The sequence below is a fragment of the Piezobacter thermophilus genome, from assembly GCF_055386745.1.
Window position 1 is genome coordinate 1198673 of sequence record NZ_AP042380.1, and the last position, 18617, is coordinate 1217289.

At 65.8% G+C, this 18617-nt stretch carries 16 protein-coding genes; 7 read left to right on the plus strand and 9 right to left on the minus strand.

Translation table 11 applies throughout. The features are described 5' to 3' along the window. Positions 1-41: 41 nt before the first annotated feature. Complete coding sequence (locus tag ACZ5CM_RS05780) at positions 42-854, plus strand: TIGR00282 family metallophosphoesterase (protein WP_464641756.1); 813 nt, start codon at positions 42-44, stop codon at positions 852-854. Positions 855-1271: 417 nt separating this feature from the next. Then, a complete protein-coding gene (locus ACZ5CM_RS05785) occupies positions 1272-3050 on the plus strand; it encodes an SLC13 family permease (RefSeq protein ID WP_464641757.1) in 1779 nt (592 codons plus the stop codon). 178 nt (positions 3051-3228) lie between these two features. Here the strand turns inward: ACZ5CM_RS05785 and ACZ5CM_RS05790 are convergent, their stop codons facing one another. From ACZ5CM_RS05790 to ACZ5CM_RS05830, 9 genes are all read right to left on the minus strand, one after another. Beyond that, positions 3229-3723 carry a c-type cytochrome gene (locus ACZ5CM_RS05790; RefSeq protein WP_464641758.1) on the minus strand — a complete coding sequence of 165 codons (495 nt, stop codon included), beginning with the start codon at positions 3721-3723 and terminating at the stop codon, positions 3229-3231. A 116-nt stretch (positions 3724-3839) separates the two neighbouring features. Next, a complete protein-coding gene (locus ACZ5CM_RS05795) occupies positions 3840-4577 on the minus strand; it encodes a glutamine amidotransferase (RefSeq protein WP_464641759.1) in 738 nt (245 codons plus the stop codon). Between the two features lie 42 nt (positions 4578-4619). Next, entirely contained in the window at positions 4620-5576 is a 957-nt protein-coding gene (locus ACZ5CM_RS05800; RefSeq protein WP_464641760.1) for an ABC transporter ATP-binding protein, read from the minus strand. Beyond that, complete coding sequence (locus ACZ5CM_RS05805) at positions 5573-6574, minus strand: ABC transporter ATP-binding protein (protein ID WP_464641761.1); 1002 nt, start codon at positions 6572-6574, stop codon at positions 5573-5575. The genes ACZ5CM_RS05800 and ACZ5CM_RS05805 overlap by 4 nt, the downstream gene beginning before the upstream one ends. 3 nt (positions 6575-6577) lie before the next feature. Beyond that, positions 6578-7477 (minus strand): ABC transporter permease subunit, encoded by a 900-nt coding sequence (locus ACZ5CM_RS05810; protein ID WP_464641762.1) that lies wholly within the window; start codon positions 7475-7477, stop codon positions 6578-6580. Next, positions 7477-8484, minus strand: coding sequence for an ABC transporter permease subunit (locus ACZ5CM_RS05815; RefSeq protein WP_464641763.1), 1008 nt, complete (start codon positions 8482-8484; stop codon positions 7477-7479). The genes ACZ5CM_RS05810 and ACZ5CM_RS05815 overlap by 1 nt, the downstream gene beginning before the upstream one ends. 3 nt (positions 8485-8487) lie before the next feature. Continuing rightward, the gene (locus ACZ5CM_RS05820) at positions 8488-9582 is read right to left on the minus strand and encodes a M24 family metallopeptidase (protein ID WP_464641764.1); all 1095 of its coding nucleotides are present in this window, start codon (positions 9580-9582) and stop codon (positions 8488-8490) included. 59 nt (positions 9583-9641) lie between these two features. Beyond that, positions 9642-11195: an ABC transporter substrate-binding protein gene (locus ACZ5CM_RS05825; RefSeq protein WP_464642509.1), complete on the minus strand. Its 1554-nt coding sequence runs from the start codon at positions 11193-11195 to the stop codon at positions 9642-9644. 199 nt (positions 11196-11394) lie between these two features. Continuing rightward, positions 11395-12048, minus strand: a complete 654-nt coding sequence (locus tag ACZ5CM_RS05830; protein WP_464641765.1) for a GntR family transcriptional regulator — start codon at positions 12046-12048, stop codon at positions 11395-11397. A 151-nt stretch (positions 12049-12199) separates the two neighbouring features. On the opposite strand from ACZ5CM_RS05830, the gene ACZ5CM_RS05835 reads away from it, so the two are divergent. The 5 genes from ACZ5CM_RS05835 (at position 12200) to ACZ5CM_RS05855 (ending at position 18616) form a co-directional block, all read left to right on the plus strand. Then, positions 12200-12598 carry a hypothetical protein gene (locus tag ACZ5CM_RS05835; RefSeq protein ID WP_464641766.1) on the plus strand — a complete coding sequence of 133 codons (399 nt, stop codon included), beginning with the start codon at positions 12200-12202 and terminating at the stop codon, positions 12596-12598. Between the two features lie 140 nt (positions 12599-12738). Further along, positions 12739-13164: a hypothetical protein gene (locus tag ACZ5CM_RS05840; protein WP_464641767.1), complete on the plus strand. Its 426-nt coding sequence runs from the start codon at positions 12739-12741 to the stop codon at positions 13162-13164. Then, the gene (locus ACZ5CM_RS05845) at positions 13155-15401 is read left to right on the plus strand and encodes a 4Fe-4S binding protein (protein ID WP_464641769.1); all 2247 of its coding nucleotides are present in this window, start codon (positions 13155-13157) and stop codon (positions 15399-15401) included. Before ACZ5CM_RS05840 ends, ACZ5CM_RS05845 begins: the two co-directional genes overlap by 10 nt. Further along, entirely contained in the window at positions 15394-17304 is a 1911-nt protein-coding gene (gene nosZ, locus ACZ5CM_RS05850) for a TAT-dependent nitrous-oxide reductase (protein WP_464641770.1), read from the plus strand. Before ACZ5CM_RS05845 ends, nosZ begins: the two co-directional genes overlap by 8 nt. Positions 17305-17314: 10 nt before the next feature. Continuing rightward, entirely contained in the window at positions 17315-18616 is a 1302-nt protein-coding gene (locus ACZ5CM_RS05855) for a nitrous oxide reductase family maturation protein NosD (RefSeq protein ID WP_464641772.1), read from the plus strand. Position 18617 lies beyond the last annotated feature (1 nt).

Sequence of the window (18617 nt, forward strand, 5' to 3'; positions counted from 1 at the left end):
GGGGCCTTGTTCCCGGGCGGGCATCCGCCTAGGACGGGTCCATGAGGTTGCTTTTCCTTGGAGACGTGGTGGGCCGTGCCGGGCGGCGGGCGGTCGCCGAGAACCTGCCCCGGCTGCGCGACGAGTGGCGGCTGGATTTCGTCGTGGTCAATGGCGAGAACGCCACCAACGGCATGGGCTTGAGTGGGGATCATGCGAGGGTGTTGCTGGAGGCCGGGGCTGATTGCGTGACGCTGGGCGATCATGCCTTTGACCAGCGTGACATGCTGCAGTTCATCGAGCGCGAGCCGCGCATTCTTCGCCCATTGAACTTTGCCAAGGGGGCGCCGGGGCGCGGGCATCGGGTTTTCGAGGCCAGGGGCGGGCGCAAGGTTCTGGTTGCGCAGGTGCTGGGACAGGTATTCATGAAGCGCCCTTTCGACGATCCCTTTTCGGTCATTGAGCCGGCCCTGAAGGCACATCCCCGCGGCGGGATGGTGCAGGCGGTGATCGTGGACATGCATTGCGAGGCGACTTCGGAAAAGATGGCGATGGGGCATTATTGCGACGGGCGCGCGAGCATGGTGGTGGGCTCGCACACCCATGTGCCCACGGCGGATGCGCAGATACTGGGGGGCGGGACCGGGTACCTGACCGATGCCGGCATGTGCGGGGATTACGATTCGGTAATCGGCATGGACAAGAAGGAACCCATGCGCCGTTTCGTCACCGGCATGTCGGGGGGGAGATTTTCCCCGGCAAAGGGGGAGGCGACGCTGTCGGGCTTTTTCGTGGAGACCGACGATCGTTCGGGGGTCGCGAAAAGGGTTCGCATGGTCCGGCTTGGCGGCCGGCTGGAGCCGGCCACTCCATGAGGTGCGAGGCCGGGCGGTGATCGGGGCGGCGAGCCTGCGGCGCCCGTGCGGTTCGAGCGGAACCATCATCTTTCCCGGTTCGATTCCGGCGCGGTTCTCGCGAGGACAAGAAGTGCTGTGCGCCGATATCGGGCGCCGGATCCGGCGGCTGCTGTCCCCGACCCTCCACGTCGCCGCCTGTTCGGCCCTCTCGACCCATTTCCGGGCAGTGGGCGGCGTCGGACCCGCCGGTCAGTTGTCGGGTCACGGGATCTGGCGTGACATGGGCAATGTCCCTTCTCGGCGAGCGGGACTCGGGCTATGTGTGGCGGCGATGGGTCAGATGTTCGTCGGCATGTTCCCGGTTCGGCCGAAGGGCGCGCGCGCCGGACCGGTGCCGGGCGGAAGCGACGACGACATGAGGAAGCGGGTGGGAACATGACCCTCTTTTCACTCTCCGAAACCGGCGCTGCCATCGCGGCTCTTGTCGTGGTCGGGGTGATGTTCATCCTGTTCCTGCGCGAGCGCTACCCGGCCGAAGTGGTGGCGATCGGCGGTGTGGCGGCGATGCTGGTCTTGGGCATCCTGCCCTATGACGATGCGCTGGGCGTGCTGTCCAACCCCGCGCCCTGGACGATCGCAGCGATGTTCATCGTCATGGGGGCGCTGGTGCGGACCGGCGCGCTGCACTGGTTCACGCAACTGGCCGAGTCCCAGGCCGAGTCCCGCCCCGGCCTGGCAATCGGCGCACTGATGGTGTTCGTCGTTCTCGCCTCGGCCTTCGTCAACAACACGCCGGTGGTTCTGGTGATGATCCCGGTATTCGTCCAGCTTTCGCGCAAGATCGGCGTTTCCGCCAGCAAGCTGCTGATCCCGCTCAGCTATGCGGCGATCCTGGGCGGCACGCTGACCCTGATCGGTACCTCGACGAACCTGCTGGTGGACGGTGTCGCGCGCGCCGGCGGGCAGGCGCCCTTCTCGATCTTCGAGATCACGCCGCTGGCCATCGTCCTGGTGGCCTGGGGCGGGATCTATCTGCGCTTCATCGCGCCGCGGCTGCTGCCCGAGCGCGACAGCATGGCCAATCTTCTGGGGGAAAGGCGGAGCCTGAAATTCTTTACCGAGGTGGCGATCCCGGAAGGCAGCGAGCTGATCGGGCGCAGGGCGGTCGAGGTGGACCTGTTCAGACGCGGCGGGGTGCGGCTCATCGATGTGCTGCGTGGCGATGCCTCGCTGCGCCGCGACCTGCCGTCCGTCATCCTGCAGGCCGGCGATCGGGTGGTGCTGCGCTCGGGCATGACCGAGATCCTCGGGCTGCAGCAGAACCCGAAACTGCGCATGGTGGACAAGCTGGGGTCGGTCCAGACCACCACGGTCGAGGTGCTGATTTCTCCGGGCTGCCGGATGGTCGGGCGCAAACTGGGCGAGTTGCGCCTGCGGCGGCGCTACGGCGTCTATGTTCTGGCCGTGCACCGGCACAACCAGAATATCGGCACCCAGCTTGACGACCTGGTGGTGCGGGTCGGGGACACGCTGCTTCTGGAGGGCGCGGCCGAGGACATTCAGCGGCTGGCGGCCGACATGGAACTGACCGACGTGTCTCAGCCCTCGGCGCGGGCCTACCGGCGCAGCCACGCGCCGGTCGCGCTGGCGGCGCTGGCCGGGATCGTGGTGCTGGCCGCGTTGGGTGTCGCGCCGATCCTGCTGCTTGCGGTGCTGGCGATGGCGGTGGTGTTCCTCACCCGCTGCATCGATTCGGACGAGGCGTTCTCGTTCGTCGATGGCCGGCTTCTGGCACTGATCTTTGCCATGCTGGCGATCGGTGCGGGGCTGGAAAGATCGGGAGCGGTGGCACTGATCGCCGGGACGATGGCCGCCCCCCTGTCGCAACTGCCCCCGTTTCTCGTGATCTGGGCGGTTTACCTGATGACGTCGGTCCTGACCGAAATGGTGTCCAACAATGCCGTTGCCGTCGTGCTGACGCCCATCGCCATCGGGCTGGCGCATGCGATCGGGGCCGACCCCAGGCCCTTCGTCGTTGCGGTGATGGTGGCAGCCTCGGCCTCTTTCGCCACGCCGGTCGGCTACCAGACGAACATGATGGTCTATGGCCCGGGCGGCTACCGCTTTGCCGATTTCCTGCGCGTGGGCATTCCGCTGAACCTGACGGTCGGCCTGCTGGCCTCGGCCCTGATCCCGCTCATGTGGCCGCTGTAGGGGCCAGGCGCGGGGATTCGTCTCGTCCCGACTCCGCCCGCCGGAGGGTCCGGCCGCCGGGACGGTGCCGACGCTTGGAGCGTATCGCGTTCATTCACATTCACACGACAGGCTCCAACTCCTTGTTTTCGCGTGTCCGAGAAGCTCAGGACCGGTTCCCGCTTTTGAGCGACATGCTCTAGTCGTGTTCCTTCGATTCTTCCTCTTCGCTCTCTTCCTTTTCGTGTTCGATGATCTCGCGGATCCGCTCGGGCACCATGTCCACGGAGAAGCCCTTGCGCAGGTCGGGGCTGGCGAGGAAGCCGACGATATCGGCAAGCTCCTGACCGGAAAGCTCGATCTGGTCGCCAAGCTCCTCCTGCTGTTCCGGAATCATGGCGGCGGCGTGGTCCCACATCTTGGCGGCGACGTGGAAGGGATTCACCGGGATGGAGAACTCTTCGATGTCAAAGGATTCCGCGTCCTCGCCACCGATCCCGTTGACCTGGTGACAGACGACGCATCCCTTTTCCGCGAACAGCGCGCGGCCACGGACCGCGTTCATCATGGGAATCACGATTGCCGCCTCGGGCATGGCGTCTTCTTCCTCGTCTTCCGAGGCGAGCACGGGAAGCGGGGTCATCATCGCCCCGACAAAGACCGCTATCGTCAGTCCTGCGAATGTTTTCGACATCTTTTTCCCTCCTGCTTCCGAAGAACGGCACTGGATAGCATACCATTGCCCGGCCCGCCCTGATGCAGATCATTGCAAGAGGAAAAGAACCGGCATGAAGTGGCGGGAGGCGCCTTTCAGCCGCCGTAGCGCCGCGCAAATCGGCGCATGATCTCGCCCGGAACCGTCACGGTGGCCGCATGGCAGCGCTCGATCAGGGCGTCGGCCTGTTCGGGCGGGAAATAGCCGTGATTGCGGTAGATGCGGATGCGCTGTTCGAAGTCGCGGGCGTCCGCTTCGGGGTGGAACTGGGTGGCATAGATGTTCTCGCCCCGGCGGATCATCTGGAAGGGGCAGGGGGCGGAGCGGACCAGATGCACGCAGCCCGGCGGCAGCGCCTGCACCGCCTCCTTGTGGCCGACGAAGGCCTCCCAGCGGGCGGGCAGCCCAGCCATGAGCGGATCTTCCGCCGCCGCTTCGGTCAGTTCGCAGGTCGAGGGGCCGACGGGTTCCGAGAACCTCTCCTTGCCGACCTTGCCGCCCAGATGTGCGGCCAGAATCCCCAGCCCGTAGCAGCAGCCCAGAAAGGGGTGATCCTCGGCAACGATCTGCGGCATGAGCCCCATGATTGCCGCCTCCATCCGCGCATCCAGCGGCGATTTCTCTTCGGGCGGGTCGCTCACGCAGCCGGGGCCGCCGCCGACGATGACGCCGGAAAAATCGGTGACATCAAGGCTTTCGGGCAGGGCCTCGCGGTCCAGCCGCACGCGCCGGGTGCGGTCCTCCGACAGCCCAGACCGGTTCAGGATCGAGGCGAACTCGGCATCGGCGGCGTCGGTTTCCGGGCGCAGCTGGAGGATCAGAAAGAGTTTCATGGGCGGCCCTTTAGCCTGCCGCCCATGCCGGGTTCAAGGCGTTCAGTCGTCGGGATTGAAGCATGCGAAGGCATGCGCCCCCCCGGACAGGGCGGGCCGCGTCTTCCGGCACTGCCCGGTCACGCGCCAGCAACGCGGCGCGAAGGGGCAGCCCTCGATCACGTCCATGGGCGAGGGCAGCTCGCCCTTGAGCTTGATCCGCTGGCGACCCGAGCCGGGCACCGCGCGCGGCGTGGCCGAGATCAGCGCCCTGGTATAGGGGTGGCGGGGGTTCGCGAAGACCTCTTTCGACGGCCCCTGTTCCACCACGCGGCCCAGATACATCACGATCACGTCGTCGCAGAAGTGACGCACCACCGACAGGTCGTGGCTGATGAACAGATAGGCCAGCTTCAGCCGGTCCTGCAATTCCACCAGAAGGTTCAGGATCTGGCTCTGGATCGACACGTCCAGCGCCGAGATCGGCTCGTCCAGCACCAGGATCGCAGGGTCCAGCATCAGCGCCCGCGCGATCGAGATCCGCTGGCGCTGGCCGCCCGAGAACATGTGCGGGAAGCGGTCGTAATGTTCGGGGCGCAGGCCGACCAGTTCCAGTTTCTCGCGCGCCAGCCGGTCGCGTTCCCCGGCGCTCATGTCGGGGCGGTTGATCTTCAGCGGCTCCTGCAGGATCGTGCTGATCCGCTGACGCGGGTTGAGCGAGCCGTAGGGATCCTGGAACACGATCTGCACGGAACTGCGCAGGCTGGCCCAGTGGTCGCGGGTGACCGGCTCTCCGCGGATGCGCAACTCGCCCGAGGTGGGTTCCTCGATCATGGTGACGAGGCGGGCCAGCGTGGACTTGCCGCAGCCCGATTCTCCGACCACCGCCAGTGTCTGGCCGGGGCGCAGGTCGAAGCTCACATCCGACAGGGCGCGCACCGTGGCGGGTTTCGACAAAAGCCCCTGTTTCACTTCATAGTGCCGCGCGAGGTTGCGGGCGGTGACGATCTGCTCGGTCATTGGCGCGCCTCCTCGAGCGGGCGTTCGACGCCTCGCCCGTCGGGCAGAAGCGGCGTGTGGCAGCGGGCAAAGCCCTGATCGGCCCCGCGCGGTGCCGGCGGGCGGTCGTGGCAGATGGCCGAGGCATGGGCACAGCGCGGCGCGAACAGGCAGCCTCGGGGGCGGTCGAACTGGCCCGGTACCACGCCGGGGATGGTTGGCAGGATGCGCGAGGTGGCCCGCTCGGGCAGTGCGGCCAGCAGCGCCCCCGTATAGGGGTGGAAGGGACGGTTGAAGAGCCCCTCCACCGGCTGTTCCTCGACCTTCTGGCCGGCATAGTGGACCGAGACGCGCTCGGCCGTTTCGGCCACCACGCCCATGTCGTGGGTAATCAGCGCCAGCGCCATGCCGTGCCGCTTGCGCAGGTCCATCAGCAGATCGAGGATCTGCGCCTGAATGGTCACGTCCAGCGCGGTCGTCGGTTCGTCGGCGATCAGCACCTTGGGGTTGCAGGCGATGGCCATGGCGATCATCACCCGCTGGTTCATGCCGCCCGACATCTGGTGCGGGAACACGTTCAGGCGCTTTTCGGGGGCGGGGATGCCGACCTGTTCGAACAGCTCGATCGCACGCCTGTGCCGGGCCTTGCGGTCAAGGCCCATGTGCTGACGCAGCGCCTCCTTGATCTGGAAGCCGACGGTAAAGCATGGGTTCAGCGACGACATCGGCTCCTGGAAGATCATGGCGATGTCCTTGCCGATGATCCGGCGCCGCTGGGACGGGGTCATCTCGCGCAGGTCGCGGCCCTCGAAGGCCATGCGGTCGGCGGTGATGGTGGCGGTCCAGGGCAGCAGCCCCATGACTGCCAGCATCGACACCGATTTGCCCGAGCCGGATTCGCCGACGATGGCCAGCACTTCGCCGCGGTCGAGGGTCACGTCCACGCCCTCGACGGCGCGGAACTGCCCGGCGGAGGTTGCGAATTCGACGGTGAGGTTGCGGACTTCCAGAAGGCTCATGGCTCAGCTCCGCTTCAGCTTGGGGTCGAGCGCGTCGCGCAGCCCGTCGCCCATCAGGTTGATCGACAGGACGGTGACCAGGATCGCGAGGCCGGGGAAGGTGACGACCCACCAGGCGCGCAGGATGAATTCGCGCGCCTCGGCCAGCATGGTCCCCCATTCCGGGGTCGGCGGCTGCGCCCCCATGCCCAGAAATCCCAGCGCCGCGGCATCCAGGATCGCGGTCGAAAACGACAGCGCCGCCTGCACGATGATCGGCGCAAGGCAGTTGGGCAGCACCGTCAGGAACATCAGCCGTGGCAGCCCGGCGCCGACCACGCGGGCCGAGGTGACGTAGTCCTTCTGCAATTCGGCCATGGCCGAAGCGCGGGTGAGGCGCACGTAATGGGGCTGGGCGACGATGGCGATGGCGATCATCGCGTTGGTCAGCGACGGCCCCAGAATCGCCACCAGCACCAGTGCCAGCAGCAACGAGGGGAAGGCCAGAATGATGTCCATCACCCGCATGATGATCGCGTCCAGCCATTTCGGCGCAAAGGCCGAGGCCAGCCCGACGATGATGCCGCCCGTGGCCGAGACGGTGACCACGACCACCCCGACGAAGAACGAATAGCGCGCACCGGTCAGCAGGCGGCTGAGCATGTCGCGGCCCAGCGGGTCGGTGCCCAGCGGGTGCGCCCAGGTGCCGCCCTCGGCCCAGGCGGGCGGGATCAGGGTGAAGTCCCGGAACTGCTCGGCCGGATCGTAGGGGGCCAGCCACGGCGCGAAGGCGGCGACGAAGACGAAGCCGGCAAAGATCCACATGCCGAACACTGCGCCGCGGTTCTCGCTGAAATAGTGGTAGAACTCGCGGAAGCGGCCGGGGCGTTCGGCGGCGGTCGTGGTGGGGGCGGTTGCGGTCATCAGCGCCTCCGGATCCTGGGATTGATGAGGCCATAGAGCAGGTCCACGGTCAGGTTCACGATCATCACCATCGACGCGATCAGCAGCAGCCCCCCCTGCACCACCGGGTAGTCGCGGCGGAAGATCGAATCGACCATCCATTTGCCGATGCCGGGCCAGCTGAAGATCGTTTCGGTCAGGATGGCGCCGGCCAGCAGCGTGCCGACCATCAGCCCGATCACGGTGACGACCGGGATCAGCGCGTTGCGCAGCGCGTGCACGCCGTTGATGCGCGCCGGTGACAGCCCCTTGGCGCGGGCGGTGCGGATATAGTCCTCGCCCAGAACCTCCAGCATCGCCGAGCGGGTCTGGCGCGCTATCACCGCCAGCGGGATCGTGCCCAGCACGATGGTCGGCAGGATCAGATGGCTCAGCGCCGAGCGGAACGCGCCTTCCTGCCCCGACAGCAGGCTGTCGATGAGCATGAAGCCGGTGACGGGTTCGAAATAGTACAGCAGGCTGATGCGTCCCGAAACCGGGGTCCAGCCCAGTATCCCCGAGAACAGGATGATCAGCAGCAGCGCCCACCAGAAGATCGGCATCGAATAGCCCACCAGTGCCGAGGACATCAGCACCCGGTCGGGCAGCTTGCCGCGGTAGACGGCGGCGATCACGCCGGCGGGGATGCCCAGCGCGACGGCAAAGATCATCGCCGCGACCGACAGCTCCAGCGTCGCCGGGAAGAGTGAGAAGAATTCGTCCCACACAGGTTTCTTGGTGACGAAGGACTGGCCCAGGTCGCCCTGCAGGACGCCGGCGAGATAGTCGATGTACTGGGTCAGGATCGACTTGTCGAAACCGAACTGTCTGACCAGCTCGTTGTAGCGTTCCTCGCTCAGGCCGCGTTCGCCGGCCATGACGATGATCGGATCACCCGGCAGCACCCGGATGAAGGCGAAAGAGATCAGCGTGACCCCGAAGAATGTCGGCACGAAGGTCAGGAGGCGGGACAGGAAGTATCCGAGCATGTGTCAGCCCACGATCATGAGATCTTTTGGAAAGGTGGTCAGCGACCGGCAGCCGGTTTCGGTGACAAGCACGTCATCCTCGATCCGGACGCCGAAGCGATCGGGGGCATACAGCCCCGGTTCGTTGGTGTAAACCGTGCCGGCGGGTAACGCGGTGTGGTTGCCACGCATGATCCAGGGCGCTTCGTGCACGTCGCGGCCCAGACCGTGGCCGGTCTTGTGGCGGATGCGGTCGGCGAAGGGCGAGCCCTCCAGCACGCCGGTTACCGCGTCGTCGATCTCGTGGGCGGTGACGCCGGCGCGAGTGACTTCGAAGCCGCGCAGGTTGGCGCGCAGCACCGTGTCGTGGACCGCCTGCCCCTCGTCGGTGGCGTGACCCACGAACACGGTGCGGGTGATGTCGGCGCAAAATCCGTGCTTCGTCGCGCCGAAGTCGAAGAGCAGCGCATCTCCGGGACGGATCGCGTAATTGGGGCGGGCATGGGCGTGCGGGCGGGCCGAGTTGTCGCCGGCGGCGACGATCGGTGGAAAGGCCATGCCGTCGGCACCTTCGGCGAACAGCGCCTGGATCAGCGCCTGTTCCACGTCCTTTTCGGTCTGGCCGATGCGCACGCCTTCCAGCACGCGGGCCAAGGCGCGCTCGGAAATGGCGATGGCCTCTTCCAGCGCGGCGATTTCATCCGCCGTCTTGACCATCCGCAGGGCCGAGATCTCCGCCTCGGCGTCGATGATTTCCAGATCCGGCATCGCCGCCTTCAGCGCGTGGTGCACGAAGACGCGCATGACCTGGCCCTCGACCGCCAGCCGTTTCATGGGGTGGCTTTCAGCCAGTGCGTGAAAGGCGCCCATGTAGCCGTCCTGATCGCGCCAGTCATGGGTTGTGCCCTCCATGCCGACCTGTGCCCAGCTTTGCAGTTCGAGATTGGGCACGATCGCGGCGGGCGGGCCGTCCGCGGGGATCACGAGGACGAAGGGGCGTTCATGGCTCATGAAGGCCTGGCCCAGCGCGCGTGTAAGGTTCGGGCCGGGCACCAGTGCCACGGCATCGACGCTCAGGTCGCGGGCGACCCGGGCGTATTCTTCAAGGCGGGGGGTCATGGGGCCGGCTCCGGAAGGGGGCGGGGCCGCTGGTTACAGCGGCCCCGCGGGTCTTGGGATTACTTTTCGAGGCTCACGCCATAGAAGATATGGCTGCCCAGCGGGTGGACCTTGTAGCCCTTCACCTCGGGGCGCATCGGCATGTAGACGACCGAATGGGCGATGGTGGCCCAGGGCGCCTGCTCCTTGAAGATCACCTGCGCCTCTTCATACAGCTTCGTCCGTTCGGCCTTGTCCGAGATGGTCTTGGCCTTGCGGATCAGGTCGTCGAAGGGCTTGTAGCACCACTGCGCCCGGTTCGAGGCACCGACGCCGTCACAGCCCAGCAGCACGGCCAGGAAGTTGTCCGGGTCGCCATTGTCGCCGGTCCAGCCCAGCAGCACCGCTCCGTCGCGGTCCAGGTCCTTCGAGCGCGAAAGATACTCGCCCCATTCATACGAGACGATCTCGACCTTGACCCCGATCTTGGCGAAATCCTCCTGGATCAGTTCCGCCATGCGGCGGGCGTTGGGGTTGTAGGGCCGCTGCACCGGCATCGCCCAGATCTTCATGCTCAGATCCTTGACGCCGGCCTCTTCCAGCATCTTCTTCGCGGCTTCGGGATCGTAGGGATCGTCCTGGATCGCGTCGTTGTAGGACCACATGGTCGGCGGGATCGGGTTCTTGGCCACCTGGCCCGAGCCCTGGAACACCACGTCGATGATCGCCTGCTTGTCGATGGCCATGTTCAGCGCCTTGCGCACCTTCGGGTTGTCGAAGGGCTTCTGCCGGGTGTTGTAGGCCAGATAGCCCACGTTCAGCCCTTCCTGTTCGAGCACGACCACCTCCGGGTCGGCCTTCATCGCCTCGATGTCGGCCGGGTTCGGATAGGGCATGATCTGGCATTCGCCGGCCTTCAGCTTCTGATAGCGGACCGAGGCATCGGGCGTGATGGCGAAGATCAGGTTGTCGATGTCGGCCTTGCCGCGCCAGTAGTCGGGATTGGCCTTGTAGCGGATCACGGCATCCTTCTGGTAGGCCACGAACTGGAACGGGCCGGTGCCGATCGGCGCGGTATTCAGCTTCTCCGGCGTGCCGGCGGCCAGCATCGCATCGGCATATTCCTTCGACATGATCGAGGCGAAATCCATCGCCATGTTGGCGACGAAGGGGGCCTCGGGGTAGTTGAGGACGAACTTCACCGTGTAGTCGTCAACCTTGACGATCTCCTTGATCAGATCGCCCATGCCCATCCCGGCGAAATATTCCCAGGTACCGCCCGACACCTTGTTGTAGGGGTTTTCCGGGTTCATCTGCCGGTCGAAGGTGAAGATCACGTCATCGGCGTTGAAATCGCGGGTCGGCGTGAATTCGGCGTTCGCGTGAAACTTGACGCCCTTGCGCAGGTGGAAGGTGTATTCCAGCCCGTCGTCCGAGACATCGACGCTCTCCGCCAGGCCGGGAATGACGTTGGTGGTCCCGGTCTCGAACTCCATGAGCCGGTTGTAGATCGGCTGCGAGGACGCGTCGAAGGTGGTGCCGGCGGTGAACAGCGCCGGGTCGAACCCTTCGGGCGAGCCTTCCGAGCAGTAGATCAGGTTGCCGCCGGCGAAGGCCGCGGTCGATCCCAGCATCAGGGCAGCCGCCCCGGCCAGAAGAGTCGTCTTGATTGACATTTGGAAAATCTCCCCATTTTCCGAAGGTTAAATGCTTATCTTCATCGGATTGGCGCAGGGTTCCCTTGCGGAAACTCGCATATTGTATCCAATTTCGACATGCAAATGGGCTACGTCCGGCGCCGGACTGTGTCAAGCCGGGATTACCCGGCGCCGGTCACTTCAGCTGTTCGACAAGCGAATCCCGCGCTGCCCTTATATGCGCTTGCATGAGGCGCCGGGCCTCGCGCGCGTCGCCCCTCTCGCAGGCTGCGAGGATCGCCTGGTGCTGATCGTTCGATCGCTGCCGGGTCTCGTTCAGCAGCAGGTGCGCGCGCAGGTAGCGGTCGATCTGGTCGAGCGCGGCGGTGGCCGCGTTCAGATGATAGGGCAGGGCAGCGGCCGAGTGGAGCGTCGCGTGAAAGCGGCGATTGCGCTCACCCCAGTCTGCCGTGTCAGGATCGTCCTCGTCGGCATCGCAGTGGCGGCGGGCCTCGGCAATGATCGCGGGCGTCATGTTCGGGACCGCGCGAAGGATGATTTCGCCCTCCACCAGGATGCGGAAATCGAAGATCTCGGCGACCTGCCCGGGTGTCAGCCCGGCCACCACGGCCCCCTTGTAGCGGACGGTGTGCACCAGGCCGTGCTGTTCCAGCCGGGTCAGCGCCTCGCGCACCGGGATCCGGCTGGTGTTGAACATCCTTGCCAGTTCGTCCTGGCGCAGGGGGTCTCCATCCTTCAGCTCGCCCATGATGATCGCCTTGCGCAGCGCGTCGAAGATGATGCTCGCCGCCGAAGCGGTGCGCCCGATGTCAACGGCGTGAATTTTCATTCTTCCCCTCCGAGCCCGGCAGATCGCGGCCGGGCGGGCAGTTTCCCTGAACTGGCGGCGGGAAATATATGCCAGGATCGTGTCCAAGATAAGCCTGCAGGCCCCGGCGCCGGGAATCGGAGCCGCCATTCCTGCGCCGGTCACGAAAATCGTGGACAGGACGGGCAACCATCGCGCATTCTTTCTGGTATCCGAACAACCGGAGCAGGAGCACCCCGTCATGCGCCGTACCCGCATCATTCACGTGGTTTCCGCCCATGCCGAGGACGCGCCGCTCATGTTCCAGTCCAGCCCGATCCGCGTCGCGGCCGTGCATCCGGATGGCAGGCCCGCCCGGATGCAGGAGCCGGTGACGGAACCGGTGCCCGGGATCACCGGGCGAGGCTGGACGAGCGGACCGCGCCGGCACGGGCCGGACCCCGATGGCCTCCGTTCCGGCGGCGGCCGCCTGCCCGCTATCGGGGCGGTCCGGCAGCCGGAAAACGAGGTGCCGGCCGCGAGGCGTGACGCAATGCCGCGGCCCTTCCCGGGGAAGGGCGAGGTTCCGTGAAATTCGTTGACATAAGTCAAGGTTCACCTCCACCCCGGCGGCTTAGGTGGCGACCGACACGGATCATCAGGAACGCCATGCCAGCGAAGCGCGCAGCCAGACCGACCGGACGCGGAGGCCATGCCTCCGTCCTCGGCTTCGTGCTGACCCTGCTGGCCGCCGTCATGCTGCCGCTGTCCTTCGCGGCGCCTGCAGCCGCGGCAAGCGCCGGGGGGCAGGCGGTCACGATCGAGATCTGCAGCGAAGGCGGATCGAAAACAGTCGAGATCGGCGGCGAAACGGATCCGGATCAGTGTTCCTGCCAGTTCTGCCTGTGTTGTCTGCCCGGCAACGAACGGACCGGCGCGCCCCTGCCACGAGGCATCGGGGTCGTGCTCCCGGTGCTGCGGGTGACCAAGCTTGTGCTCCCTGAAACAGAAATCCCTGCCGCGCGTGCCGGCGGTTTCGGGCCGGCCCCGCGTGGCCCACCTGAAACCGAAAGAGGAAACATGTTCCATCAATTCCCTGCGACCCGCCGCCCGGCGGGTGCGACGGCCCGGACCATGGGGGCATCGGCATGGTCCTGACACGACGCCGCCCTGCCTCCGCCGAGTTCCTTCTTCACCGGCTTTTCGCGCTGCTGGCCGTGGTCCTGATCGGACTGGCCCCGACCGTTGCCGCCGCCGGCTCGGTCCTCGGCAGCTACCTGCAAAAACAGAAGATCACCGCCGGCGAGATCGTCGAGGGCGCCACCGGATTCGGCCCGGTGCGCAGCGACCTGCCGGTGGCGCCGGTGCTGCGCGGCGACGAGGTAATCGGCCAGGCCTTCGTTACCACCGATTTCGTTTCGACCATCGGCTATTCGGGCAAGCCGATCGACGTCATGGTCGCGCTGGACAAGGACGCGCGAATCATCGGCGCGAAGCTGCTGCACCATTCCGAACCGATCGTGCTGGTGGGCATTCCCAACAGCAAGATGGTGGCGCTGACCGAAAGCTATGTCGGCACCGATATCGTGAAGGAGGCGGCCGAGCGCGGCAGTGCCCATGACCTCAACATCGTGTCGGGGGCTACCGTCACGGTGATGATCATCGACGATTCGATCCTGCGCGCCTCGGTCAAGGTGGCCCGCGCGCTGGGGCTGGGCGGGCTGGCGGCCTTGGTGGATACCGGCCCGAAGGTCGAGCTCAACCCCGAGGCCGAAGTCGCCGGAGACTGGCTTGGGCTTGTGGGCGACGGCACCGTGCGGCGGCTGTCGCTGGATGTGGGACAGGTCAATGCCGCCTTCGAGGCCCTGGGCGATCCGCGCGCCGCGCGCCGCCCCGAGCGGGGCGAGCCGGACGAGCGCTTCATCGACATGTATGTCTCGCTGGTCTCGGTGCCGCAGATCGGCCGTGCGCTGCTGGGCGAGCATGAATTTGCCAACCAGGACAAGTTCCTCAAGCCGGGGGATCACGCCATCCTGGTGGCCGGGCGCGGGCGGTACTCCTACAAGGGCTCGGGCTATGTGCGAGGCGGCATCTTCGACCGCATCGCGCTGGTGCAGGGCGACGTGACGGTGCGGTTCCACGACCGCGACAATCGCCGCATCGGTTCGCTGGCCGTGCCGGGTGCGCCGGAATTCACCGAGCTGGACATCTTCCGCATCCCCGCCGACAGCGGCTTCGACCCGACCAGGCCGTGGCGGCTGGAACTGCTGGTGCAGCGCCGGGTCGGGGCGGTGGAGAAGGTCTTTACCACTTTCGCGCTGGGCTATCAGCTTCCCGACCGCTTCCTGCGCGAGATCCCGGCCTCGCAGCCTGCCGTCGCCCATCCCGACACGGCCGCCGGCGCCGAAGAGGAACAATCCGCCCGCGCCGGGCTGTGGAAGCGGATCTGGCTGGGCAAGAAGGTCGAGATCGGCCTGCTGCTGGCGATGATCGGCGTGCTCACCGGCGTCTTCTTCTTCCAGATCTGGGCCACGCGGAACGAGCGCATCTTCTTCTGGTTCCGCATGGGTTTTCTGACCATGACGCTGGTCTTCGTGGGCTGGATGCAGAACGCGCAGCTTTCGGTGGTCAACCTGATGGCGCTGGCCGCCTCGCTGCGCGAGGGCTTCACCTGGGAGGCCTTCCTGATGGACCCGCTGGTGTTCATCCTGTGGAGCTCGGTCGCGGCGGCGCTGGTGTTCTGGGGGCGGGGGGCCTTCTGCGGCTGGCTGTGTCCCTTCGGCGCCCTGCAGGAGCTGACCAACCGCATCGCCCGGGCGCTGCACGTGCCCCAGTTCAAGGTGCCGTGGCCGCTGCATGAACGGCTCTGGGCGGTGAAATACATCATCTTTATGGCGCTGTTCGCGCTGTCCTTCGTGTCGTTGGCGCTGGCCGAACACTATGCCGAGGTCGAACCCTTCAAGACCGCGATCATCCTCAAGTTCGCGCGCGCTTGGCCCTTCGTGCTGTTCGCGGTGGCGCTGCTGGTGGCGGGGCTATTCATCGAACGCTTCTACTGCCGCTACCTCTGCCCGCTGGGCGCGGCGCTGGCGATCCCGGCGCGGATGCGCATGTTCGACTGGCTCAAGCGCTATCGCGAATGCGGCAGCCCCTGCCAGACCTGCGCCATCGAATGCCCGGTTCAGGCGATCCACCCGACGGGCGAAATCAACCCCAATGAATGTGTCAACTGCCTGCATTGCCAGGTGCTCTACCAGAGCAAGGCCAAGTGCCCGGTTGTCATCAAGAAGATGAAGCGGCGCGAACGGGACCGTGCCGCTCTGGAAGCCGCCGGGGGCCGGATGAACCAGGCCCTGGGCGGAAACATCGGGAAAAAGGAGATCCCAAATGTCTGACTCTGATAAGAAAACCGGAATCTCGCGGCGCGGACTGTTCGGCGCGACAGCGGCCGGCGCAGTGGCCACCGTGACGGCGGGCAGCTGGCTGGCAATGGCCAAGGAGGCCCGTGCGGCCGCCGGCAAGGCGGAGAAGGCGCCGGGTGAGCTGGACGAATATTACGGCTTCTGGTCCTCGGGCCAGACGGGCGAGCTGCGCATCCTGGGCTTCCCCTCCATGCGTGAACTGATGCGGGTGCCGGTGTTCAACCGCGACAGCGCCACCGGCTGGGGCCAGACCAACGAATCGCTCAAGATCCTGACCGAGGGACTGACCGAGGAAACCAAGGCCTTCCTCGCCAAGCGCGGCAAGGTTACCTATGACAATGGCGACCTGCACCACCCGCACATGTCGTTCACCGACGGCACCTATGACGGGCGCTATCTGTTCATGAACGACAAGGCCAACACCCGCGTGGCGCGGGTGCGCTGCGACGTGATGAAGTGCGACAAGATCATCGAGATCCCCAACGCCCATGACATCCACGGGATGCGGCCGCAGAAATATCCGCGCACGGGCTACGTCTTCGCCAACTCGGAACACGAGGCGCCACTCATCAATGACGGGCGCGACCTCGAAAACGTGGACGAATACGTCAACATCTTCACCGCCATCGACGGCGACAAGATGGAAGTGGCCTGGCAGGTGATCGTCTCGGGCAACCTCGACAACGTGGATTGCGACTATCAGGGCAAATATGCCTTCTCGACCTCCTACAACTCCGAGATGGGCATGAACCTGGCCGAGATGACCGCCAACGAGATGGACCATGTGGTCATCTTCAACATCAAGGAGATCGAAAAGGGTATCGCCGCCGGCGACTACATCGAGCTCAACGGTGTCAAGGTCATCGACGGGCGCAAGGGTCGCAACAAGAACTACACCCGCTATGTGCCGATCCCCAACTCGCCCCACGGGGTGAACGCGGCGCCGGACATGAAGTACATCTGCATCAACGGCAAGCTGTCGCCCACGGTGTCGGTGATCGACGTGACCAAGGTGGATGCGCTGTTCACCGAAAATGCCGATCCGCGCTCCTGCGTGGTGGCCGAGCCCGAGCTGGGTCTGGGGCCGCTTCACACCGCCTTCGACGGCAAGGGCAACGCCTATACCACGCTGTTCCTCGACAGCCAGATCGTCAAGTGGAACATCGAGAAGGCGATTCGCGCCTACGCCGGCGAGGACGTGGACCCCATCCTCGACAAGGTGGACGTGCACTATCAGCCCGGCCACAACTCGACCTCGATGGGCGAAACGAAAGAGGCCGACGGCAAGTGGCTGGTGTCGATGAACAAGTTCTCGAAGGACCGCTTCATCAATGTCGGTCCGCTCAAGCCCGAGAACGAACAGCTCATCGACATCACCGGCGAGACCATGAAGGTGGTCCATGACGGCCCCACCTTTGCCGAGCCGCACGATTCGATCATCGTGCGCGCCGACATCGTGAACCCGAAACGAGTCTGGGATCGCAACGATCCCATGTGGGAGGACATCCGCAAGCAGGCCGAGATCGACGGCGTCGATCTGGAGGAAGGCGCGGAAGAGCCGATCCGCGACAAGGACGACCCCAGAAAGGTGCGCGTCTACATGACCTCCACCGCGCCCGTCTTCAGCCATGAAAAGTTCACGGTGAAGCAGGGCGACGAGGTCACGGTGATCATCACCAACCTCGACGACGTGGACGACGTGACCCACGGCTTTACCCTGTCCAACCACGGCATCGCCATGGAGATCGCGCCGCAGGCGACCGCCTCGGTCACCTTCACTGCGGACCGTCCGGGCGTTTACTGGTATTACTGCCAGTGGTTCTGCCACGCGCTCCACATGGAGATGCGCGGCCGGATGCTGGTCGAACCGGCGTAAGGTGATCCCGATGCTGCGCTCTCTCGTCATCGCTGCCCTGACCATCCTGCCCGGCCTTGCCGCGGCGGCGGTGGTCGAGGTGACGCCGGGCGAGGGGGCGCTGGCACGGGCCGCAAGAAGCGCCGGCGCGGGGGACGAGATCCGCCTCGCGCCGGGCATCCATGCCGGTCCGGTGGTGCTGGACCGGCCCCTTTCCCTGGTCTGCGCGCCCGGTGCCGTGATCGACGGCGGCGGGCAGGGCAGCGTAATCACCGTGACCGCGCCCGACGTGACGGTGAAGGGCTGCACGATCCGCGGATCGGGTTCGTCCCACGACACCATCGACAGCGGCGTGCAGCTGCTGAAGGGCGCGACCGGCGCGCAGATCGTGGACAACCGGCTTGAGGGCAACCTTTACGGTATCGACATCCACGGCGCCCGCGACGCGCTGGTATCCGGCAACACCATCCTGGGCCGGCGCGATGCGCGGATGAACAGCCGCGGCAACGGCGTCTATGTCTGGAACGCGCCGGGTGCCCGGGTGATCGGCAACGACATCCGCTGGGGGCGCGACGGCATCTTCACCAATTCCTCCAGACGCAACATCTTTGCCCGCAACCTGATGCGCGACCTGCGCTTTGCGGTGCACTACATGTATACCAACGACTCGGAGGTGATCGGCAACGTCTCGATCGGCAATCACCTGGGCTTTGCGCTGATGTTCTCGGACCGGATCAAGGTGCGCGACAACCTGTCGCTCGCCGACCGCGATCACGGGGTGATGCTGAACTATGCCAACCGCTCGGACATCACCGGCAATCTGGTGCGCGGCGGGGCAAAGAAATGCACCTTCATCTACAACGCCAACCGCAACCTGATCGCCGGCAATCGCTTCGAGGGCTGCGGGATCGGCATCCACTTCACCGCTGGCTCCGAGGGCAACGCGGTCACCGGGAACGCCTTCATCGGCAATCGCACGCAGGTGAAATATGTGGGCTCGCGCATGGTGGAGTGGAGCCTGAACGGACGCGGCAACTACTGGTCCGACAATCCCGCCTTCGATCTCGATGGCGACGGCATTGCCGACGGGGTCTATCGCCCCAACGACCTGATGGACCACATCCTGTGGTCGCAGCCGGCCGCGCGGCTGCTGCTGGGCTCGCCCGCGGTGCAGCTGGTGCGCTGGACGCAGTCGAGCTTTCCGGCGACGCTGCCGGGCGGGGTGGTGGACAGCCACCCCCTGATGGCGCCGGTGGAGATCTCCGTGCCGCCCGAGATCCGGGCTCTCGAAGCCGAACATGCCGCGCGCCGGGCGCGCAAGGAAGGATCCTGAG